Here is a 20,286-nt window from a genome sequence, read left to right on the forward strand (position 1 = left end):
GGCCGCGCGCGACCGGCTTCCGGGCGTCAGGCCTTCTTGGCGCCCGAGAACGCCGCGAAACCGGCGAGGGCGAGGAAGAGGAACGTCATGATGTCCTTGCTCGCGTTCCACGCGTCGGTCAGCAGGCTGAAGTTGTCGAACAGCATCTCCGTCGTCGACACGCCGAACTCCTCGGCCCCGATGATCGCGATGCCGAAGATCTGCCCCAGGTAGACGGCGGCCAGCGCGAGTACGACGCTGACCACGCCGAGGATCGGGTTGCGGCCGCCGACCTTGCCCGCGACCCAGCCGATGACGAAGCCGACGCCGATGGCGGCGAAGCTGATCTCGCTCTCGATGGCACCGGCGATGCCGCCGTAGATCGCGGCGGCGGCGATCGCGGTACCGGCGGCGGCCGCCAGGCCGAGGCCCACGGCGTCGCGGACCGGCGGGGCCGGCGCGAAGGGGTTGCCGGAGCCGCCCGCGAACGGGTTGCCGGAACCGGGCGGGACGGGGCCGCCGGGGTTGTTGGCGTACGGGTTGCCCGAACCGGGCGGGACGGGACCGCCGGGGTTGTTGCCGTACGGGTTTCCGGGCGGCGGAACGGACTGGCTCATATGAAGGATCCCCCCAAGGAATGCCCGCACCGTTGTGCGAGCGCCCTGGACCATAGCAGTCGGCTACGACACCGCCGTAGGCAATTGCCGGACCACGAGGGGCCGGTGGGCCGCCGCGTCAGAGCCGGTACGCCGCGCCCGCCGGGCTCGCTCCCCGGGTGTCGAGCAGCAACTGGGCCTTCACGGCGAGGCCTTGGAGGTCGTACGTACGGTGGTGCTGGAGCAGCACCGTCAGATCCGCGTGCGCCGCGGCCTCGTAAAGAGAGTCGGCGCGCGGCACCGGCAGATCGCGTACCCGCCAGTCGGGGACGTACGGATCGTGGTAGCTGACGGTCGCGCCCAGGTCCATCAGCCGGCAGGCGATCTCGGTCGCCGGTGAACTCTCCTGGTCGGCGTGGTCCGGCTTGTAGGTGACGCCGAGCAGCAGGACGCGGGCGCCGCGCGCGGACTTGCCGTGCTCGTTGAGGAGGGTGGCGCAGCGCTGGATCACGTACTGCGGCATGCGCGTGTTGATCTCCTGGGCGAGGCCGACCATCCGCAGCGGGTGGCCGGGGGTACGGCCCGCGTGCGGGAGGTAGCTGGGGTCCATGGGGACGCCGTGGCCGCCCACACCGGGGCCGGGGCGGAAGGCCTGGAAGCCGAACGGCTTGGTCTCGGCGCACCGGATGACGTCCCAGAGGTCGACGCCGAGGTCGTGGCAGAGCACGGCCATCTCGTTGACCAGGGCGATGTTGACGTGCCGGAAGTTGGTTTCGAGGAGCTTGACGGTCTCGGCCTCGCGCGGCCCGCGCGCGCGGACCACCTTGTCGGTGAGGCGTCCGTAGAAGGCGGCCGCCGATTCGGTGCAGGCCGGGGTGAGTCCGCCGATCACCTTGGGGGTGTTGGTGTGGCCGTGGGTGCGGCGGCCGGGGTCGAGGCGGCTGGGGGAGTACGCGAGGTGGAAGTCGCGCCCGGCGCGCAGGCCCGAGCCCTCCTCCAGGATGGTGCGCAGGAACCCCTCCGTGGTGCCGGGGCCCGCCGGTGATTCGAGCAGCACGGTGGTGTGCGGGCGCAGCCGGGCGGCCAGGGCGCGGGCGGCCTCGCCGACGGCGGTGAGGTCGAGGGTGCGGTCGGGGCCCAGCGGGGTGGGCGCGCAGATGACGGCGGTACGGACCCGGCCCAGCTCGGTCGGGTTGGTGGTGGGCCGGAAGCCGCCGGAGAGCATGCGCCGGACGTCGGAGGCGGTGAGTGAGCCGTCGACGGGGGTGCGGCCCGCGGCCAGTTCGGCCACGGGCCGTGGATCGGTGTCGTAGCCGATGGTCTCGATGCCGGCGGCCACGGCGGCCTGGGCGAGGGGCAGGCCGAGATGGCCGAGTCCGATGACGGCGAGGTCTGCGGGCATGTGGGCCGTCCTTTCCCATAACCGGAGGGGACAGAGGGCGCAACCCGTGTGGACAGAACGAGCGAGCGCAATGTCAGACTAGGCGTAAATATGACCGATATGCGTCATTACATGGCCGGACATGGCAGGACATGTCTGCGGATTTCACTGGTCCGATCCGATCTTCAGCCGGTGTTGTCCACAGCCGGTGGCTGAAGTCGGTGAGTCCGGACAGAATCGAAGTGCCCGAACAACACGGGGGCGACGGGAGGCAGCGGTGAGGACAGCGACACTGGGACCGGAGGAGCGCGCCACGGCTCTTGCGGAGATGGCCGAGCGTGAACTGGACGTGTTGGTGGTGGGCGCGGGCGTGGTCGGCGCCGGGACCGCGCTCGACGCGGTGACACGCGGACTCTCGACGGGGCTCGTGGAGGCCCGCGACTGGGCCTCCGGCACATCGAGCCGGTCGAGCAAGCTGATCCACGGCGGGCTGCGCTATCTGGAGATGCTCGACTTCGGGCTCGTCAGGGAGGCGCTCAAGGAGCGCGGACTGCTGCTGGAGCGGCTGGCCCCGCATCTGGTGAAGCCGGTGCCGTTCCTCTACCCGTTGCAGCACAAGGGCTGGGAGCGGCTCTACGCCGGATCGGGCGTCGCGCTCTACGACGCGATGTCGTTCTCGTCCGGCCACGGCCGGGGCCTGCCGACGCACCGGCACCTCTCCCGCCGCCACGCGCTGCGCGTGGCCCCCGCGCTCAAGAAAGACGCGCTGGTCGGCGCCCTGCAGTACTACGACGCGCAGATGGACGACGCGCGCTACGTGGCCACCCTGGTGCGTACGGCCGCGAGCTACGGCGCGCACGTCGCCAGCAGGGCCCGCGTGGTCGGCTTCCTGCGCGAGGGCGAGCGGGTCGTCGGTGCCCGCGTGCGGGACGTGGACGGCGCCGGTGAGTACGAGATCCGGGCGAAGCAGATCGTCAACGCGACAGGGGTGTGGACGGACGACACCCAGGCGCTGATCGGCGAGCGCGGACAGTTCCACGTCCGGGCCTCCAAGGGCATCCACCTGGTCGTCCCCAAGGACCGCATCCACTCCTCGACCGGACTGATCCTGCGGACCGAGAAGTCGGTCCTCTTCGTCATCCCGTGGGGCAGGCACTGGATCGTCGGCACCACCGACACCGACTGGGACCTCGACAAGGCGCACCCCGCGGCCTCCAGCGCGGACATCGACTATCTCCTCGAACACGTCAACTCGGTCCTCGCCGTACCGCTGACGCGTGACGACGTGGAGGGGGTGTACGCGGGGCTGCGCCCGCTGCTGGCCGGCGAGTCCGACGCGACGAGCAAGCTGTCGCGCGAGCACACGGTCGCGCACCCCGTGCCGGGCATGGTCGTCGTGGCCGGCGGCAAGTACACGACGTACCGGGTCATGGCCAAGGACGCGGTGGACGAGGCGGTGCACGGCCTCGACCAGCGGGTGGCGGCCTGCGTGACGGAGGACACCCCGCTGCTCGGCGCCGAGGGCTACCGCGCCCTGTGGAACGCGCGGGCGGGGATCGCCGCGCGGACCGGACTCCATGTGGTCCGGGTGGAGCATCTGCTCAACCGCTACGGGGCGATGGTCGAGGAGCTGCTGGAGCTGATCGCGGCCGACCCCGGACTCGGGGAGCCGCTGGGCGCCGCCGAGGACTATCTGCGCGCCGAGGTCGTGTACGCGGCGTCGCACGAGGGGGCACGCCATCTCGACGACGTCCTGACGAGGCGCACGCGCATCTCGATCGAGACGTTCGACCGGGGCACGCGCAGCGCGCGCGAGTGCGCCGAGCTGATGGCGCCGGTCCTCGGCTGGGACAAGGACCAGATCGAGAAGGAGGTCGAGCACTACCGCAAGCGGGTGGAGGCGGAGCGCGAGTCGCAGCGCCAGCCGGACGACCTGACGGCGGACGCGGCGAGGCTCGGGGCGCCGGACATCGTGCCGCTGTAGGGCGGGAGGGCGGAGGTCCGCCGAGGTACGGGACCGGCTTGCGGTGGTTTCTGAGGTGAGTTGGGGCGGGTGGGGCGCCCGGTGCGATCCTTTACGGGATTGTTCCGGGCGTGCCTGTTCGAGCCCCGAACAGGGGCATGACCAGCGGTGCTGTCCGCCGCACCCCGCCCAACGGCCCCGCATCGGAGTCCGCTTGGGCCTTCGTACCGGCGGATGGCGGACCCGGGAGCATCGCATGCCCCGGAGTGAGGGACAATGGAGCCTCTGTCAGGGCGCGTTACTGCGCCGCGCGCGGGCAGGCGCCAGGCGCGGGACATGAGGGATCGCAGAGGGGACGCATGGCGGAGGCGGAGCAGTCGCGGGACACGGCGCGGGACCCCGAGAACGACACGGACGACACCGAGCGCGGGGCCGACGCGAGCCCTGAGGGGCGCCTTCTCGCCGGACGGTACCGGCTCGGTGAGGTGCTCGGCCGCGGCGGAATGGGCACGGTCTGGCGGGCCGTCGACGAGACGCTGGGTCGTACGGTCGCCGTCAAGGAGCTGCGCTTCCCCACCAGCATCGACGAGGACGAGAAGCGACGCCTGATCACGCGCACGCTGCGCGAGGCCAAGGCGATCGCCCGTATCCGTAACAACGGAGCGGTCACGGTCTACGACGTCGTCGACGAGGACGACCGGCCGTGGATCGTCATGGAACTCATCGAGGGCAAGTCCCTCGCCGAGGTCGTGCGCGAGGACGGGATCCTCACCCCGAGGCGCGCCGCCGAGGTCGGGCTCGCGGTCCTCGACGTGCTGCGCTCGGCGCACCGCGAAGGCATCCTGCACCGCGACGTGAAGCCGTCCAACGTGCTCATCTCCGAGGACGGCCGTGTCGTCCTCACCGACTTCGGCATCGCGCAGGTGGAGGGCGACCCGTCGGTCACCTCGACCGGCATGCTCGTCGGCGCCCCCTCGTACATCTCGCCGGAGCGCGCGCGGGGCAAGAAGCCCGGTCCCGCCGCCGACCTCTGGTCGCTGGGCGGACTGATCTACGCGTCGGTGGAGGGCTGCCCTCCGTACGACAAGGGCTCGGCCATCGCGACCCTCACCGCCGTCATGACCGAACCGCTCGACCCGCCGAAGAACGCGGGCGCGCTGGAAGAGGTCATCTACGGTCTGCTGGCCAAGGACCCGGCGCTGCGGCTCGACGACGCGGGCGCGCGGGCGCTGCTCCAGGACGTCATCGACACCCCCGACCCCTCGGAGCTGCCCGAGCCGGCGGCCGACGCGACCCGGGTCGTGGCGCTGCCGCCGCTTCCCCCGGAGCCCGCGCCCCGGGGCAAGGGCCGGACCAAGGAAGCCGCCGCGAGCGGAAGCGTCGCCGGTACCAGGCCGAAGTCGGGCAAGGCGGCGGGCGCCGGCGCGGTCGGCGGTGCGGTCGGCGGCGCGGGAGCCGCGGGCACGGCCGCCGCGACCACATCCCCGTCCGCACCCGCGGCCACACCGGGCGGGGGCACCGCACGGACCACGGCCACGCGGGCGTCGCTCACCGATGTCGTCCCGCGCCGCACACTGATGATCATCGCGGGGGTCGTCGTGCTGGCGATCCTCGCCGTCGTCCTGGTGGTCGCGCTCAACGGCGACTCGGACGGCACGGCCAAGGGTGACGCGGGCAAGGACGACACCGCCGCGTCGGCCGGGGCCACGGCGGGCGGCGACGCCAAGGACGGCGCCGGCGGCACGGCGGGCCAGGACAAGCAGCAGGATTCGGCCAAGGACAGCGGTGACGCCAACGCGTCGGACGGCTCGTCGTCCGACGGCGACTCCGGCACGGACAACTCGGGACCTGGCTCCGGCGACTCGGACTCCGGCTCCGGTTCGGGCGGCAAGGGCGTGCCCGAGGACTTCAAGACGGTCACGGACAAGCGGTTCCACTTCTCCATGGCGATGCCCGAGGACTTCAGGCTCACCGACATAGCGGGCCAGAGTTCGGGCGGCATCTACAACGAGGACGGTGGATTCCCGCGTATCCAGGTCGACTTCAACGCCAAGCCGACCGACGACGCGAAGCGCGCCTGGGAGCAGCTGGAAACCCAGATAAAGGGCAGCATGGGCAACTACAAGGGCCTCGGTATCAAGTCGGTGGAGTTCAACGGCTATCCGACCGTCGCCGACTGGGGATTCGAACGCGACCAGAGCGGCGAGCGGGTGCGGGTGCTGAACCGCGGCTTCAAGGTCGACGCCACCCATGGCTACGCGATCATGATCACCTGCAAGGCCGACGAGTGGGACGACGACGAGTGCCGGACACTTCGTGAGACGGCGTACAGCACTTTCAAGCCGACGGACTGAGGGCAGGACCCCGGCGCGAACGTGTCGCGATGGCGTGAACTCGTGGGCGGTACGACCCGTTCCGGTGATTGATGCGACTGTCTGTGAAGCGGCCCGCATCAGGACCGGAACGGGCGGCGGCAGGTAGACGCACGGTGTACCGGGGCGTACGGGCCCAGGTTGCCGGGAAGGTTAAGACCTGTGTTGCGGTGACCGGCGGCATATTTGTGTGCGGCCACGTATCGTGAGAACTCGCGGACCGTACGCAGTCACAATGGGCCGGTAAACGACCGGAATTGGCGGTTTCGCGAGGTCTCCGAGGATCCGGAGACCCAGGGACAGCGCGCGTGTGGGAGGCGTCGTGGACGACTACGCGGGACGGGTACTTGCCGACCGCTACCGCCTGCCCCTGCCTCCGTCCGACGAGTTCGACCTCGTCGAGACGCGTGCGTTCGACACGTACAGCGGGCAGGAAGTCCTCGTCAGGCAGGTGCCGTTGCCCGAGGTCGTGGACGCCGAGATGGTCGACCCGGACGGCGCCGCGACCACGCGGCGGGTCTCGGGGCGTACGACACGCAGGCCCACGGACCCGGCGGTGCGGCGCGCCATCGAGGCCGCGCAGAGCGCCGCCCAGATCCCCGACCACCCACGGCTCGACCAGGTCTTCGACGTCTTCGCCGAAGGCGGGTCGTTGTGGATAGTGAGTGAACTGGTCGCGGCCAGGCCGCTGGCCGCCCTCCTCGCGGAGAAGCCGCTCAACCCCTACCGCGCGGCCGAGATCGCCTCGGACGTGCTCACCGCCGTGCGGGTGCTGCACGCCCACGGCTGGACCCACCGGAACATCACCATCCGCACGGTGCTCGTCTGCGACGACGGACGCGTGGTGCTCACCGGCCTCGCGGCCGGCGCGGCCGAGGAAGCGCTCTGCGGCTACATGCCGGTGCCGGCGACGCCTGAAGAAGGCGGATTCGAAGCCGGTTACCGACCCGCCGGAGAGATCCCGGGGCCCGTTCCGGGCGTCGGACAGGAGCCCGGTCCCGAGCCGGGGCCTGGCATCGGCGGCGGTCTGGAGACCTCGGGCGTGCCGATCGGCGGCCCGGGTGCCACGGGCATTCCCGGCGGCCGGACAGGCGCCTCGGAGGCGCTGCCCCCGGGGACCGGCGCACTGGGTGTGCCGGTCGGACCGGCGTCGCCGGGTCGCGCGGCGCTGGAGACGGCCCGCTCGGCCGACGGTCCGTACGGCGACGGCACCTACGGCGACGGCACCTACGGCGACACGTACGGCGACGGCGCGTACGGCGACCGGTCGTACGGCGAAGTCCCTTACGGGACGGACGCGTTCGGCCGACCCACGGGCGACACCGGTACCGGCACCGAAGACGGACAGGACGACCCGGACACCTCCGGCGGTACGGGACCGGCCCCCGTCGTCCCGTACACCGGCCCGCCCGCCCTGCCCGCCACCCCCTCCCGCAGCGGCCCGGCGGACACCCGCGCCGCGCGCGCCGGAGCCATCGCCGCCTACCGCGCCGGAGCGCGCGCCGCCGCCCGTGTCACCGAGGACCAGCAGCGCGACAGCGGCACCCTGCCCGCCCAGCGCCCCGTGCATCTGTCGGACCCCTCGGCCCCCGCCGGCCGGAGCGGTTCGCCGGACGGCGCTTCGGGCGGGGCCGGAGCGGCCGGGCCCTCGCAGAGCGAGAACCGCGATCCCGACTGGTGGGCGATGCCGCCCCGCGAGATCGACCCGCCGGGGCGCGCGACGTACGACAACACCAACACCGACTCCGACTCCGACGACGACTTCGACACGGATTTCGACGCGGACGACGACGACCCGCGTCCGCCCCGCCGCGTCCAACTGGCGGGCACCTGGCACGACGGCCCGTCGGGCGCCGGTGACAGCTCCCGCCCGCTGTCCGCGGGCGGTGGCGGCGACCCGTACCACCAGGCGTCGGGCAGCCGGGGCGTACCGGCGCTGCCCCCGGCCGGCGGCACCTCCCCGTACCTCCGCCAGGAGAACGCGAGCGGCGGCGCGGGCACGGGCGGCGGAGGCACCGGCGGCTCGGGCGGTGGCGGTGGTGGCGGCGGTTGGCGCGCCTCGTCGGGCACCAGCGACGCCATGCGCGCCGACGCCCAGCGGCACTCCTCGAACCTGCCCGCCGTCCCCGGCCCCAGCGCGCCTGCCGGCCGCTGGGACGAGGTCGTCGCGGGCAACACGACTCCCGCGTACCGGGGCCCCGCCACCCCGCTCGCCGCCGAACGCGCCCGCCAGGCACGGATAGCCGTCGTCGGTGCCGTCACCGAGCGCTGGGCGCCCGAGCAGGCGGGACCGGTCCACGAGAACTGGCAACTCGCCCCGCCCATCGGCCCGTCCACCGACCTGTGGGCGCTCGGCGCGCTGCTCTACCGCGCCGTCCAGGGCCACGCCCCGTATCCCGAGGAGAGCGCGGCCGAGCTGGTCCAGCTCGTCTGCGCCGAACCGCCCGCCTTCGCCGAGGAGTGCGGCGCGCTGCGCCCCGTCGTCGAGTCGCTGCTCCGTCAGGACCCCACGGAGCGGCCCGACTTCGAGGAGCTGCGCGGCTGGCTGCGTTCGCTGGTGCGCTCGGCGCCCGAGCCCGACGCCGGTCTCGACGTCGTCGCCGTACCCTCCGTCGACGAGCGGCTGCCCATCGTCCGTCGCAGGGGCGAGCTGGTCCGTAAGCGCCGGGGCCGCGGCCGTGGCGGCGACGCCGGCCGGCACCGCCACAAGAAGGTCAAGGAGCGCAAGGAGAAGGGCGGCGGCAGGTCGTCCGAACAGCGCGGCGTCGCGCGCGCCTCGCACGGCGAGGCGTACGTCGAGCCGCGCCACGAGCAGCCCGAGCGCGCCTACCGCGAACGGGACCAGCGCGAACGGGACCACCGCGAGGACGACTTCGGGGAGAGGGAGTACCGGGAGCCGCGGGTGCGGTCGGGCGGCGGCGGTTCACGTGCGCCGCGCTCACTCGGGCGCATCCTGCTCGTCGTCATCCTCGTGCTGATGGTCGCGGCCATCGCCTTCGCCGTGATGTTCCTGCCGAAGGCCGACGAGAAGCAGCAGTCGCAGAACGGCGCGGGGACGAACCCGAGCGCGCCGGCGTCGCCGCAGCCGCAGAACCCCGACACGACCCCGGACAACGGCGCCGACCAGCCGGAGGACGGCAACTCCTCCACGCCGCAGACCTCCGGCCCGCCGGCCGACCTCGCGGCCGGATATGTCCTGCGCAAGGACACCGAGGGCTTCGAGATCGGCGTGGACAAGAGCTGGGAGCGCCGCCCGATCAACGACAGCGGCCAAGTCCGTTACCGGCGGGGCGACTTCACGCTCATCGTGGTGCCGGGCCGGGACACCGTGGCCGACAACGGCGACGACCCGCTGGTCTACCAGCGGGAGAAGCAGCGGGAGTTGCAGCCCTTCCGGGACTCGTCCTGGGCCACCGCCTCGGGTCTGCGCCGGATCGACGTCGGCCAACAGCGCATGGCCGAGGGCCAGTACACCTGGCAGAACAGCAGCGGCCAGGAGGTCTACGTCCGGAACCTCGCCATGATCGTGAAGGGCAGCTACCACATCGTGCAGGTCATCGGCCCCGTGGACGAGAAGGACAAAGTCTCCGAGATCTACCAACAGGCCAGCGGCTCCTACCGGATCACCCGCTGACCGCCCGCCTCCTGAGGGGCCGTCCGGCCGCGCCGTGTGTGTCACGGTGCGGTTTCAGGCGCGGGCCCAGGTTCCGTGTCCGTGCCTCCCCTCCGTAACCTGGCATTCCGAGGAACAGGCAGGGGCACGTGGACGATTCAGCGAAAACGCGCGAGGGACTGGTCCTCGCCGGGCGTTACACACTCGGCGAGGTAATCGGCAGCGGCGGCATGGGCCAGGTGTGGCGGGCCCACGACGAACTGCTCAACAGGACCGTCGCGGTCAAGGAGTTGACGGCGGCGTTGTACGTCACGGCCGCCGACCGCACCGTGCTGCACGCCCGTACCCAGAAAGAGGCCAGAGCCGCGGCCCGGATCAGTCACCCCGCCGTGGTGACGGTCCATGACGTGCTCGACCACGGCGGCCGGCCCTGGATCGTCATGCAGTACGTGGACGGCCCGTCGCTCGCGGACGCGCTCACCCCCGACCCGATCACGCCGCGGGAAGCGGCCCGGATCGGCCTCCAGGTCCTCGGCGCGCTGCGCGCGGCACACGCGGCCGGGGTCCTGCACCGCGACGTGAAGCCCGGCAACGTCCTGCTCGCGCGGGACGGCCAGGTGCTGCTCACGGACTTCGGGATCGCCGCCATCGAGGGCGACTCGGCCATCACCCGGACCGGTGAGATCGTCGGCTCCATCGACTACCTGGCGCCCGAGCGGGTACGCGGCAACGATCCCGGACCTGCCTCCGACCTGTGGTCGCTGGGCGCGACGCTGCACACGGCGGTGGAGGGCACGTCCCCGTTCCGCCGTACGTCCGCGGTGGCCACCATGCAGGCCGTGGTCACCGACGACCCGCCGGCTCCCGTACGCGCCGGGCTGCTCACCCCGGTGATCGCCGCGCTGCTTCTCAAGGACCCCGAGGCCCGGCCGGATTCCGCCGAGACCGAGCGGATGCTGCGGGAGGTGCTCGACGGGCGCGCGCCCGAGGCGCCGACATCGCTGGTGACGGACGAGGAGCGGAGACAGGCCGCAGGCGCCGTGTCCTCCCCGTCCCACACGCCACCTCCGCAGCCGCAACACCAGCAGCCTCAGCAGCCTCAGCAGTCGTACGCGCAGGCGCCGTACCCCGCGCCGTACGGGCACACGCCCCCGCAGGCGTACCCGCCGCAGGTGACCGGGCCCGTCACGCCGCCCGCCAGGAACGGCCGTTGGCGCGCGGTGCTCGTCGCGGCCGTCGTCGCCGCGCTGATCGGCGGCGGCGTGGGCTACTTCGCGCTTGAGCGGGGGAACGACAACGACGATCCCGGCACGAGCGCGGGCGCGAACCCGAAGCCGGACCCGGGCGCCACGTCCTCGGACGACGGCAAGAACGGGAACGAGGACGGGAACGAGAGCGAGAACGGGAACACCGGGAACGGCGGCGAAGACGACACCGAGCCGCCGAAGCCCTCCGAGTCCGTCCCGGACGGCTGGAAGCGGGTGGACGATCCGGCGGGCTTCAGCCTCCTCGTCCCCGACGGCTGGGAGCGTCGGATGAACGGCGACCAGATCGACTACACCCCCGACGACGGCCAGCACTTCCTCCGTATCGCCGTGGACACCACACCGGACTTCCAGGATCCGTACAACCACATGCTCGACATGGAGAAGGGCGTCGACGGCCTGCCCGACTACCAGCGGATCCATTTGGCCCCCAACACCTTCCGCGGCCAGACCAAGGCCGCGCTCTGGGAGTTCAGCTACACCGAGAAGAGCTCGCAGACGAAGGCCGGCCCGCGCCGCGCGATCGACCAGATGTTCTTCACGGCGGACGGCGCTACCGAGTACGCGCTCTACATGTCGGGCCCCGCCGACGACTGGTCCACCACCCGGTCGCAGTTCGAGGTCATGCTGGAGGGCTGGCAGGCGCCGGGCACGGGCGGCTGAGGGGAGCCGATGTCACGGCTCTGCACCCGCTCCCGCCCCCCGGTGGATATCGCGACGCGCTTTCCGTAAAGATGTGGTCATGACGAACGACGGGGGACGTGCGAACGAGCCCACCAGCTACGGACTCCGACCGCCGCAGCAGCAGCCACAGCAGTCGTACCCGCCGCACCAGGGACAACCGCAGCAGCCGCAGGTGCCGCCCCAGGCTCCCCACGGCGGCCCGCAGGGCTCCCCGTACCAGCCGACGCAGGCCGGAGCGCACACCCCCGCGGCACCGCACACCCCGATGGAGCCCGACCCGTCGGTGGGACGCCTCCTGGGTGGCCGCTACCGGCTCGTCTCGCGGCTCGGCCACGGCGGCATGGGAACGGTCTGGCTGGCGCACGACGAGGTCGTGGACCGCGATGTCGCGGTCAAGGAGCCGCGCGTTCCCGAGCACCTGAGCGAGCACGAACGCGACACCGTCCACCGGCGGATGCGGCGCGAGGCCAGCTCGGCGGCGAGGATCGACCACCCCGCGGTCGTCACGATGCACGACGTGGTCGTCGAGGACTCCAAACCGTGGATCGTCATGGAGCTGGTGCGCGGCCAGTCGCTCGCCGACCGTCTTCAGGAGGGCACGCTCGACCCCCGCGAGGCCGCCAGGATCGGGCTCGACGTACTGAACGCGCTCAACGCCGCCCACGAGGCCGGTGTGCTGCACCGTGACGTGAAGCCGGACAACGTCCTGCTCGGGCGCGCCGACCGGGTCGTGCTGAGCGACTTCGGCATCGCCCAGGTCGAGGGCCAGCAGGGACTCACCGAGACCGGGGCCTTCGTCGGCTCACCGGAGTTCATCTCGCCGGAGCGGGTGCTCGGGCAGCGCCCCGGGCCCGAGTCGGACCTGTGGTCGCTGGGCGTCGTGCTGTACGCGGCGGTCGAGGGCATGTCCCCGTACCGCCGCTCGAACATCCCCGCGACGCTCCAGGCCGTGCTCTCCGCCGAGCCGCAGATGCCGGCCCGCGGGTCGGGCGCCTTCGGTACGGTCGTGATGCAGCTCCTGCGGAAGGACCCGGCGGCGCGTCCCACCGCGGCCGAGGTCCGCGCGGTGCTGGAGTCGGTGGCGCGTCCGCCGCAGCTCTCGGCGGAGGCGACGAGGATCTACCAGAACGCGGCAACCGGCGGCGGCGCGGGGGGCGGCAGCAAGTGGGTCCCGCCGGTCCTGCACCGCAACCGCCCGGCGCAGTTCGGTCTCGTCGGCGGCGTGCTCGCGGTGGTCGTCGCGCTGGTGCTGATCCTCCTCGACCCGTTCGGGGGCGACGAGCTGCCGGAGGGCTGGGCCGTCCGCCCGGAGGCCGAGATCCTGGGCGCCGAGATCTCCATGCCGAAGGACTACCGGCGCTTCCAGGACAGCTCGACCGAGGAGACGCGCGTCAGCTTCAGGGATCCGAGCGGCGTCTTCGGTATCGCCATGGAACAGGTCCAGAAGTCGCCGGACTTCCCTGAGGTCCTGGACCCCAAGCGGGCAGCCTGGGAGACGTACTACAAGGACGGCGGCGAGGACGGCACGGAGATCAAGGACGCGAAATACGAGTGGGCGGATTCGCCGTTCACGGGCTCCGACAAGGCTTTCGAGAACATCGTCGATTTCACGCCGTACAGCGACTCGTCCGACGACCCGCTCCACTACCGCTACCACGAGCTGATCGTCCCGGGTAAGGACAATGTGCACTGGCGGCTCCGTGTGTCGATGCCCGCCGAGGGAGAAGCCGTCAAGGACGGCGAGGAACTCTTCTCGAACGTCGTCAAGCACCTCGTGATCGAGAGCAATTACCTGCCCTGAGCGCCTGATCAGGGCTTATCTGCCAGCGATCACTGGCGCGTTCGTGGCCGGTCGTCCGAGGGGTCGGCGGGCGACCGGCAGGCGAGCGGCGGACGACCGGCGAAAAGGTGTTACCGGCGGGTACCCAAAGTTCCGGATGCGGCATACTCTCGCCCTCATGACGGACTCACAGGCCCCCACGACCAACCCCGTGGCTCCGGTGCCCGCCGGTGTCCGCACCGCCGCCGACGTGGTCACTCCCGAAGTGCTCGCCCAGCTCATCAGGGGCGTCGTGGGCTCCGGACTCACCTCGAACCACACCCCGTCCACGGGCGAGAAGCTCGCCGACCTGCCCGAGTCCACCCCCGAGGACGTCGCCGAGGCCTTCTCGCGCGCCCGCGCCGCGCAGCCCGTCTGGGCGGCGACCTCCGTACGGAAGCGGGCCGCCGTCCTGCTCCGCTTCCACGACCTCCTGCTGGAGCGCCAGGCCGAGGTGCTCGACCTCATCCAGCTGGAGACCGGCAAGGCGAGGCTGCACGCGCACGAAGAGGTCCAGGCCGTGGCCGTCGCCGCCCGCCACTACGGGCGCAAGGCTCCCTCGTATCTCCGGCCGCGCCGCCACACCGGCGCCGTGCCCGTCCTGACGAAGGTCACCGAGCAGCGCCAGCCGCGCGGTGTCGTGGGGCAGATCGCGCCCTGGAACTACCCGCTGGAGCTGTCCGTCGGCGACGCCCTGCCCGCCTTCGTCGCGGGCAACGCCGTCGTCATGAAGCCCGACACCGAGACCGCGCTCACCGCGCTGTGGGCGCGTGACCTGCTGGTCGAGGCGGGTCTGCCGGCCGGGGTGTTCCAGGTGGTGCTCGGCGAGGGGCCGGTCGTCGGGCCCGAGGTCGTCGAGCGCGGCGACTACATCTCCTTCACCGGCTCCACGCGCACCGGCCGCGAGGTCGCGCAGCGCGCGGCGAGCCGACTGGTCGGCGCCTCCCTCGAACTCGGCGGCAAGAACGCCATGTTGGTCCTGCACGACGCCGACATCGAGAAGGCGGCGGCCGGTGCGGTGCCCGCCTGCTTCTCCACCGCAGGTCAACTCTGCATCTCCATAGAGCGGTTGTACGTCCACGAGTCGGTCGCCGACGCGTTCGTCGAGCGATTCGTCGCCCGTACGAAGGCGATGCGGCTGGGCAGCGCGCTCGCGTACGGCGCGGACATGGGCTCGCTCATCAGCGAACGCCAGCTCAAGACCGTCACCAGCCATGTCGATGAGGCCGTCGCCAAGGGCGCCACGGTCCTCGCGGGCGGGGTGGCGCGGCCCGACATCGGGCCGTACTTCTACGAGCCCACCATCCTGGAGGGCGTCGAGGCGCCGATGTCGGTCTGCACCGAGGAGACCTTCGGGCCGCTCGTCTCCGTCTACCGGTTCGGCGACGAGGACGAGGCCGTCGAGCTGGCCAACTCCACGCCGTACGGGCTCAATTCGAGCGTGTGGACGCGCGACGGCAGGCGCGGTCACGCGATCGCCGCCCGGCTGCGTACCGGCACCGTCAACATCAACGAGGGTTACGCCCCCGCGTACGGCAGCGTCCAGGCGCCGATGGGCGGCATGAAGGAGTCCGGCCTCGGCCGCAGGCACGGCTCCGAGGGCATTCTCAAATACACCGAGGTGCAGACCGTCGCGCAGCAGCGCGTGCTGCCGATGGCTCCGTCGATGGGCATGGACGACGAGAAGTACGCGGCGTTCATGACCAGGAGCCTGCGCGCGCTCAAGGCCTTCCGGCTGCGCTGATCCGAAGCCGGTCGGAAGCCGGTCGGAAGCCGATCCGAAGCCGGTTCGAAGCCGAATCGAAGAAGGAGAGCCGATGTCACGGGACACCCATGCCGACGGTCGAGGTGACCGGGACGACGACCGAGGAGAGCACGACGGCTACGACTACGACGTCATCGTCGTCGGGTCCGGCTTCGGCGGTTCGGTCGCCGCGCTGCGGCTGACCGAGAAGGGATACCGCGTCGGTGTCCTCGAAGCCGGCCGCCGCTTCACACCGGGCACGCTCCCGAAGAACTCGTGGGACATCAAGAACTATCTCTGGGCCCCGGCCCTCGGCCTCTTCGGCATCCAGCGGGTCCATCTGCTCGGCAACGTGATGGTCCTCGCGGGCGCCGGCGTCGGCGGTGGCTCGCTCAACTACGCCAACACGCTGTACGTGCCGCCGAAGGCGTTCTTCGAGGACAAGCAGTGGGCCGGCATCACCGACTGGCAGGCCGAACTCGCGCCGTACTACGACCAGGCGCAGCGCATGCTCGGCGTCCGGCTCAACCCGACCATGACCGCGTCGGACGTCCATCTCAAGGCGACCGCGCAGGCGATGGGCGTGGGCGACACCTTCCAGCTGGCGCCGGTCGGGGTCTTCTTCGGCGACGGCCGGGACGCCGACGGTACGGCGCGGGCCGAGCCGGGCGCGTCGGTCGGTGACCCGTACTTCGGCGGCGCGGGGCCCTCCCGCAAGGCCTGTTCCCAGTGCGGCGAGTGCATGACCGGCTGCCGTCACGGCGCCAAGAACACGCTCAACGAGAACTACCTCTACCTCGCCGAACAGGCCGGGGCGGTCATCCGCCCCATGACGACCGTCGTCGACATCACCGAGGACCCGGCCGGCGGCCATCGCGTCGCGACCGTCCCCACCCACCGGCGCAAGTCGGCCCCACGGGTGCTGCGGGCCCGCCATGTCGTCGTCGCGGCGGGGACGTACGGGACGCAGACCCTGCTGCACACGATGAAGGACCGGGGCCGGCTGCCCCGGCTGTCCGACCGGCTCGGTGAGCTGACCCGTACCAACTCCGAGGCCCTGGTGGGCGCCCAGACCACCGACCGGCGCTACCGGAAGAAGCACGGCGCGGGCACGGCGGGCAGTGGGCGGTCCGGGGCGGACTTCACGCGAGGCGTGGCCATCACCTCGTCCTTCCACCCCGACGCCAACACCCATGTGGAGCCGGTCCGTTACGGCAAGGGCTCCAACGCGATGGGCTCGCTCTCGATCCTCCAGGTCCCCTACAGCGAGAACGGCCGCCGGATCGCGGGCTGGCTCGGCAGCATGGTCAAGCACCCGGTCCAGGCGGCCCGTTCACTCTCCAACCGGCACTGGTCGGAGCGGACCATCATCGGTCTGGTCATGCAGTCCGTGGACAACTCGCTGACCACCTACCGCAAGCAGGGCGGCGTCGGAAAGGGTCTGCTGACGGCACGTCAGGGGCACGGCGCCCCCAACCCCAAGCAGATAGCGGAAGGTACGCGGACGGCGACGCTGCTCGCCGACGAGATCAACGGCTTCGCCGGCTCGAACGTCGGTGAGCTGATGGGCACTCCGCTCACCGCGCACTTCCTCGGCGGCTGCCCGATCGGCGCCGACGCGGAGCACGGCGTCATCGACCCGTACCACCGGCTGTACGGCCACCCGGGCATCTCGGTGGTCGACGGTTCGGCGGTCTCGGCGAACCTCGGTGTCAATCCGTCGCTCACCATCACCGCGCAGGCCGAGCGCGCGATGTCCTTCTGGCCCAACAAGGGGGAGCGGGACCCGCGTCCGGAGCAGTCGGCGGGCACGGCGTACGTACAGCGGGAGGCGGTCGCGCCGAAGTCACCGGCGGTCCCGGCGTCGGCCTTCGGGGCGCTGAAGCTGCCGTTCCTCGGGATGCCGACGGTGCCGCCGAAGAAAAGCCCTGCGAAGAAGAAGTCGTAGCCGGCAGCAAGGAGGCGCTGCACCCCCCTCCGAGTGCAGCGCCTCCGGTCACAAGAGTGACCGTTGTGTCGCATGGTGGACCTGTGACCTGGGCAGATGGTTGCCCTTTTCCTCACGGAATCCTTATGTGGTGCGCGTCACATCTCCTGGCCATGGCCGTGCCCACGCGACAAGGGCCCCGCGGGCCCGGTCCGAAGCGAATCGGACGGGCGCCTGCGGGGCCCTTGTCGTCGGCACCATGGCGTCAGGGCGGCGCGCCGGTGCCGGATCGCGGCGCTGGGGGGGGGTGAGCGCCGCGAGTTCGGGACGGTGGACGGGTGAGCGGGAGGAGCCGACTGTCGGACGGACGGTTGGACACGGGGGGATCCGTGTCCGTATGCGGTCGGCGCCGGGCGTCCCCGGTGCCGACCGCTCTTGGGGTGACCGGGCATGCTGTCCCCTGCCGACCGGTCACTCGCGCTGAGACGAGGTCCCACGACGCACCAGCAGCGGTACGTCACACGCCCCAGCGAAGCCACGCGTGGTTTGTTCGGGCCCGCCCCTGGCTGGCACGGACATCGGGACCAACGAAGCCCCGGCGGGTCCGGTCACGCGCCGTACGGGTGAGGATGCGCCCGAACCCATGTCCGCACCGAGCCGTGCCCGCTCAGATCCGGCCCCGCGACAGCTCCAGCAGCGTCATCGCGAGCGAGGTGCCCGGCGTGCCGAGCGCGTCCCTGAAGCGGCCCAGGATCTCGTTCTCGCGGGCGAGGTTGACCCGGCGTCCGCCGGAGGCGATACGGGCGTCCTGGATGACGGCCGAGACGGCCATCCGTTCCTGCACGAGGCCGATGATCCGGTCGTCGAGTGCGTCGATGCGCTCGCGCGCGCCGTCGATCACCGCGGCGGCCTCGTCGGTACGGGCGCCGGTGCGGTCGGTGACGGTCATGAAGGGCTCCTCTGTACGAAGGGGGAGACCCCGAGCGGCGAACATCCGGCCCGGACAACGCAGAACGCCCCGGGCCTTGTCGGCCCGGGGCGCCTGGGAAGTCGCTTGTCAGCTCAAGCGGCACGACCATGGCAGCCGGACGGGCCGGTGCCATAGGTAAAGACGAAGGTCGAGTGCTCGCGCATGGCAGCCAGTATGCCGGAGGGGTCCGGGGGCCCTGTGCGGGGGTTCGGATGCTGAGACGAAAAGCTGTCTTCGCCCCCCGTTAGAATCGGCGTACCGAACCCCTTCACCGCCGGAAGGCCGCGCCCGTGCCAGCAGTACCCCCCGCCGCCCCCGACGCCGTACTCGTCGTCGACTTCGGCGCGCAGTACGCCCAGCTCATCGCCCGCCGCGTCCGGGAGGCCCGGGTCTACAGCGAGATCGTCCCCTCGACGATGCCGGTGGCCGAGATGCTGGCCAAGAACCCCAAGGCGATCATCCTCTCCGGCGGTCCGTCCTCCGTGTACGCGGAGGGCGCCCCGACCGTCGACCGCGCGCTCTTCGAGGCCGGGGTCCCGGTCTTCGGCATGTGCTACGGCTTCCAGCTGATGGCGACGGCGCTCGGCGGGACGGTCGACAACACGGGCTCGCGCGAGTACGGCCGTACCGAACTGCACGTCTCCAAGCCCGGCTCCACCCTCTTCGAGGGCACTCCGGCCGAGCAGCAGGTCTGGATGTCCCACGGCGACGCCTGCTCCGCCGCCCCCGAGGGCTTCACCGTCACCGCCTCCACAGATGTCGTGCCGGTCGCCGCCTTCGAGAACGACGAGAAGAAGCTGTACGGCGTCCAGCACCACCCCGAGGTCATGCACTCCACGCACGGCCAGCAGGTCCTCGAACACTTCCTCTACCGAGGCGCCGGCATCGAGCCGACCTGGACGACCGGCAACGTCATCGAGGAGCAGGTCGCCGCGATCCGCGAACAGGTCGGCTCCAGCCGCGCGATCTGCGGTCTCTCCGGCGGTGTGGACTCGGCCGTCGCCGCCGCCCTCGTACAGAAGGCGATCGGCTCCCAGCTGACCTGCGTGTACGTCGACCACGGTCTGATGCGCAAGGGTGAGACCGAGCAGGTCGAGAAGGACTTCGTCGCCGCGACCGGCGTGCAGCTGAAGGTCGTCGACGCGGCTGAGCGCTTCCTGACCGCGCTGGCCGGGGTGTCCGACCCCGAGCAGAAGCGGAAGATCATCGGCCGCGAGTTCATCCGCGTCTTCGAGCAGGCCCAGGCGGAGATCATCGCCGAGGCCGAGCCCGGCGAGCCGGTCGAATTCCTCGTCCAGGGCACGCTCTACCCGGACGTGGTCGAGTCCGGCGGTGGCAGCGGCACCGCGAACATCAAGTCGCACCACAACGTGGGCGGGCTCCCCGAGGACCTGGAGTTCTCCCTCATCGAGCCGCTGCGCCAGCTGTTCAAGGACGAGGTCCGGATGGTCGGCCAGGAGCTGGGCCTCCCGGACGAGATCGTCCAGCGCCAGCCCTTCCCGGGACCGGGCCTCGGCATCCGTATCGTCGGCGACATCACGCGCGAGCGCCTGGACCTGCTGCGCGAGGCGGACGCCATCGCCCGCGAGGAGCTGACGGCGGCCGGGCTCGACCGCGACATCTGGCAGTGCCCGGTGGTCCTGCTCGCGGACGTACGGTCCGTGGGCGTCCAGGGCGACGGCCGCACGTACGGCCACCCGATCGTGCTGCGCCCGGTCTCGTCGGAGGACGCGATGACGGCGGACTGGACCCGGATGCCGTACGACGTACTGGCGAAGATCTCCACCCGCATCACCAACGAGGTGTCGGACGTGAACCGGGTGGTCCTGGACGTGACGAGCAAGCCGCCGGGCACGATCGAGTGGGAGTGACCGTTTCTGCCAGGTCAATGCCGATGCCGCCGCTCATTCGTTTGAGTGGCGGCATTGGCATATGCCCTGGGTAGGCTTGCCGTACGGACCAGAATTCCGTCC

Annotated in this window: 11 protein-coding genes; 8 read left to right on the forward strand and 3 right to left on the reverse strand. The window is 71.5% G+C overall.

The features are described 5' to 3' along the window. Nucleotides 1–26: 26 nt before the first annotated feature. A complete protein-coding gene (locus ACFT9I_RS36135; RefSeq protein ID WP_382571564.1) occupies nt 27–596 on the reverse strand; it encodes a hypothetical protein in 570 nt (189 codons plus the stop codon). 118 nt (nt 597–714) lie between these two features. Next, the gene (locus ACFT9I_RS36140) at nt 715–1,977 is read right to left on the reverse strand and encodes a nucleotide sugar dehydrogenase (RefSeq protein ID WP_382571565.1); all 1,263 of its coding nucleotides are present in this window, start codon (nt 1,975–1,977) and stop codon (nt 715–717) included. Nucleotides 1,978–2,233: 256 nt separating this feature from the next. Here ACFT9I_RS36140 and ACFT9I_RS36145 point away from each other — a divergent pair, with 256 nt between their 5' ends. The 7 genes from ACFT9I_RS36145 to ACFT9I_RS36175 all read left to right on the forward strand — a co-directional run bounded on the left by ACFT9I_RS36145 (nt 2,234) and on the right by ACFT9I_RS36175 (nt 17,364). Continuing rightward, nucleotides 2,234–3,940 carry a glycerol-3-phosphate dehydrogenase/oxidase gene (locus ACFT9I_RS36145; RefSeq protein ID WP_382571567.1) on the forward strand — a complete coding sequence of 569 codons (1,707 nt, stop codon included), beginning with the start codon at nt 2,234–2,236 and terminating at the stop codon, nt 3,938–3,940. Between the two features lie 338 nt (nt 3,941–4,278). Then, nucleotides 4,279–6,273 carry a serine/threonine-protein kinase gene (locus ACFT9I_RS36150; protein ID WP_382571569.1) on the forward strand — a complete coding sequence of 665 codons (1,995 nt, stop codon included), beginning with the start codon at nt 4,279–4,281 and terminating at the stop codon, nt 6,271–6,273. A 340-nt stretch (nt 6,274–6,613) separates the two neighbouring features. Then, nucleotides 6,614–9,925 (forward strand): protein kinase, encoded by a 3,312-nt coding sequence (locus ACFT9I_RS36155; protein ID WP_382571571.1) that lies wholly within the window; start codon nt 6,614–6,616, stop codon nt 9,923–9,925. Nucleotides 9,926–10,053: 128 nt separating this feature from the next. After that, entirely contained in the window at nt 10,054–11,832 is a 1,779-nt protein-coding gene (locus tag ACFT9I_RS36160; RefSeq protein WP_382571573.1) for a serine/threonine-protein kinase, read from the forward strand. Nucleotides 11,833–11,911: 79 nt separating this feature from the next. Further along, nucleotides 11,912–13,654, forward strand: a complete 1,743-nt coding sequence (locus ACFT9I_RS36165) for a serine/threonine-protein kinase (RefSeq protein ID WP_382571575.1) — start codon at nt 11,912–11,914, stop codon at nt 13,652–13,654. Between the two features lie 157 nt (nt 13,655–13,811). Next, nucleotides 13,812–15,416 (forward strand): succinic semialdehyde dehydrogenase, encoded by a 1,605-nt coding sequence (locus tag ACFT9I_RS36170; RefSeq protein WP_382571577.1) that lies wholly within the window; start codon nt 13,812–13,814, stop codon nt 15,414–15,416. 73 nt (nt 15,417–15,489) lie between these two features. Then, complete coding sequence (locus tag ACFT9I_RS36175) at nt 15,490–17,364, forward strand: GMC oxidoreductase (protein ID WP_382571579.1); 1,875 nt, start codon at nt 15,490–15,492, stop codon at nt 17,362–17,364. A gap of 646 nt (nt 17,365–18,010) precedes the next feature. Here ACFT9I_RS36175 and ACFT9I_RS36180 read toward each other — a convergent pair. After that, nucleotides 18,011–18,292 (reverse strand): chorismate mutase, encoded by a 282-nt coding sequence (locus ACFT9I_RS36180; RefSeq protein WP_382571581.1) that lies wholly within the window; start codon nt 18,290–18,292, stop codon nt 18,011–18,013. 311 nt (nt 18,293–18,603) lie between these two features. Here ACFT9I_RS36180 and guaA point away from each other — a divergent pair, with 311 nt between their 5' ends. After that, on the forward strand, nt 18,604–20,184 hold the full coding sequence (guaA, locus tag ACFT9I_RS36185; protein ID WP_382571582.1) for a glutamine-hydrolyzing GMP synthase: 1,581 nt from the start codon (nt 18,604–18,606) through the stop codon (nt 20,182–20,184). Nucleotides 20,185–20,286: the final 102 nt, after the last annotated feature.

The organism is Streptomyces sp. NPDC057137 (assembly GCF_042670825.1).
Classification (GTDB): Bacteria; Actinomycetota; Actinomycetes; order Streptomycetales; family Streptomycetaceae; genus Streptomyces.

Bases quoted from the DNA above. Each gene is read 5' to 3' on its own strand.
- ACFT9I_RS36135 (WP_382571564.1), bottom strand. From the start codon at position 596: ATGAGCCAGTCCGTTCCGCCGCCCGGAAACCCGTACGGCAACAACCCC.
- ACFT9I_RS36140 (WP_382571565.1), bottom strand. From the start codon at position 1,977: ATGCCCGCAGACCTCGCCGTCATCGGACTCGGCCATCTCGGCCTGCCC.
- ACFT9I_RS36150 (WP_382571569.1), top strand. From the start codon at position 4,279: ATGGCGGAGGCGGAGCAGTCGCGGGACACGGCGCGGGACCCCGAGAAC.
- ACFT9I_RS36165 (WP_382571575.1), top strand. From the start codon at position 11,912: ATGACGAACGACGGGGGACGTGCGAACGAGCCCACCAGCTACGGACTC.
- ACFT9I_RS36170 (WP_382571577.1), top strand. From the start codon at position 13,812: ATGACGGACTCACAGGCCCCCACGACCAACCCCGTGGCTCCGGTGCCC.
- ACFT9I_RS36175 (WP_382571579.1), top strand. From the start codon at position 15,490: ATGTCACGGGACACCCATGCCGACGGTCGAGGTGACCGGGACGACGAC.
- ACFT9I_RS36180 (WP_382571581.1), bottom strand. From the start codon at position 18,292: ATGACCGTCACCGACCGCACCGGCGCCCGTACCGACGAGGCCGCCGCG.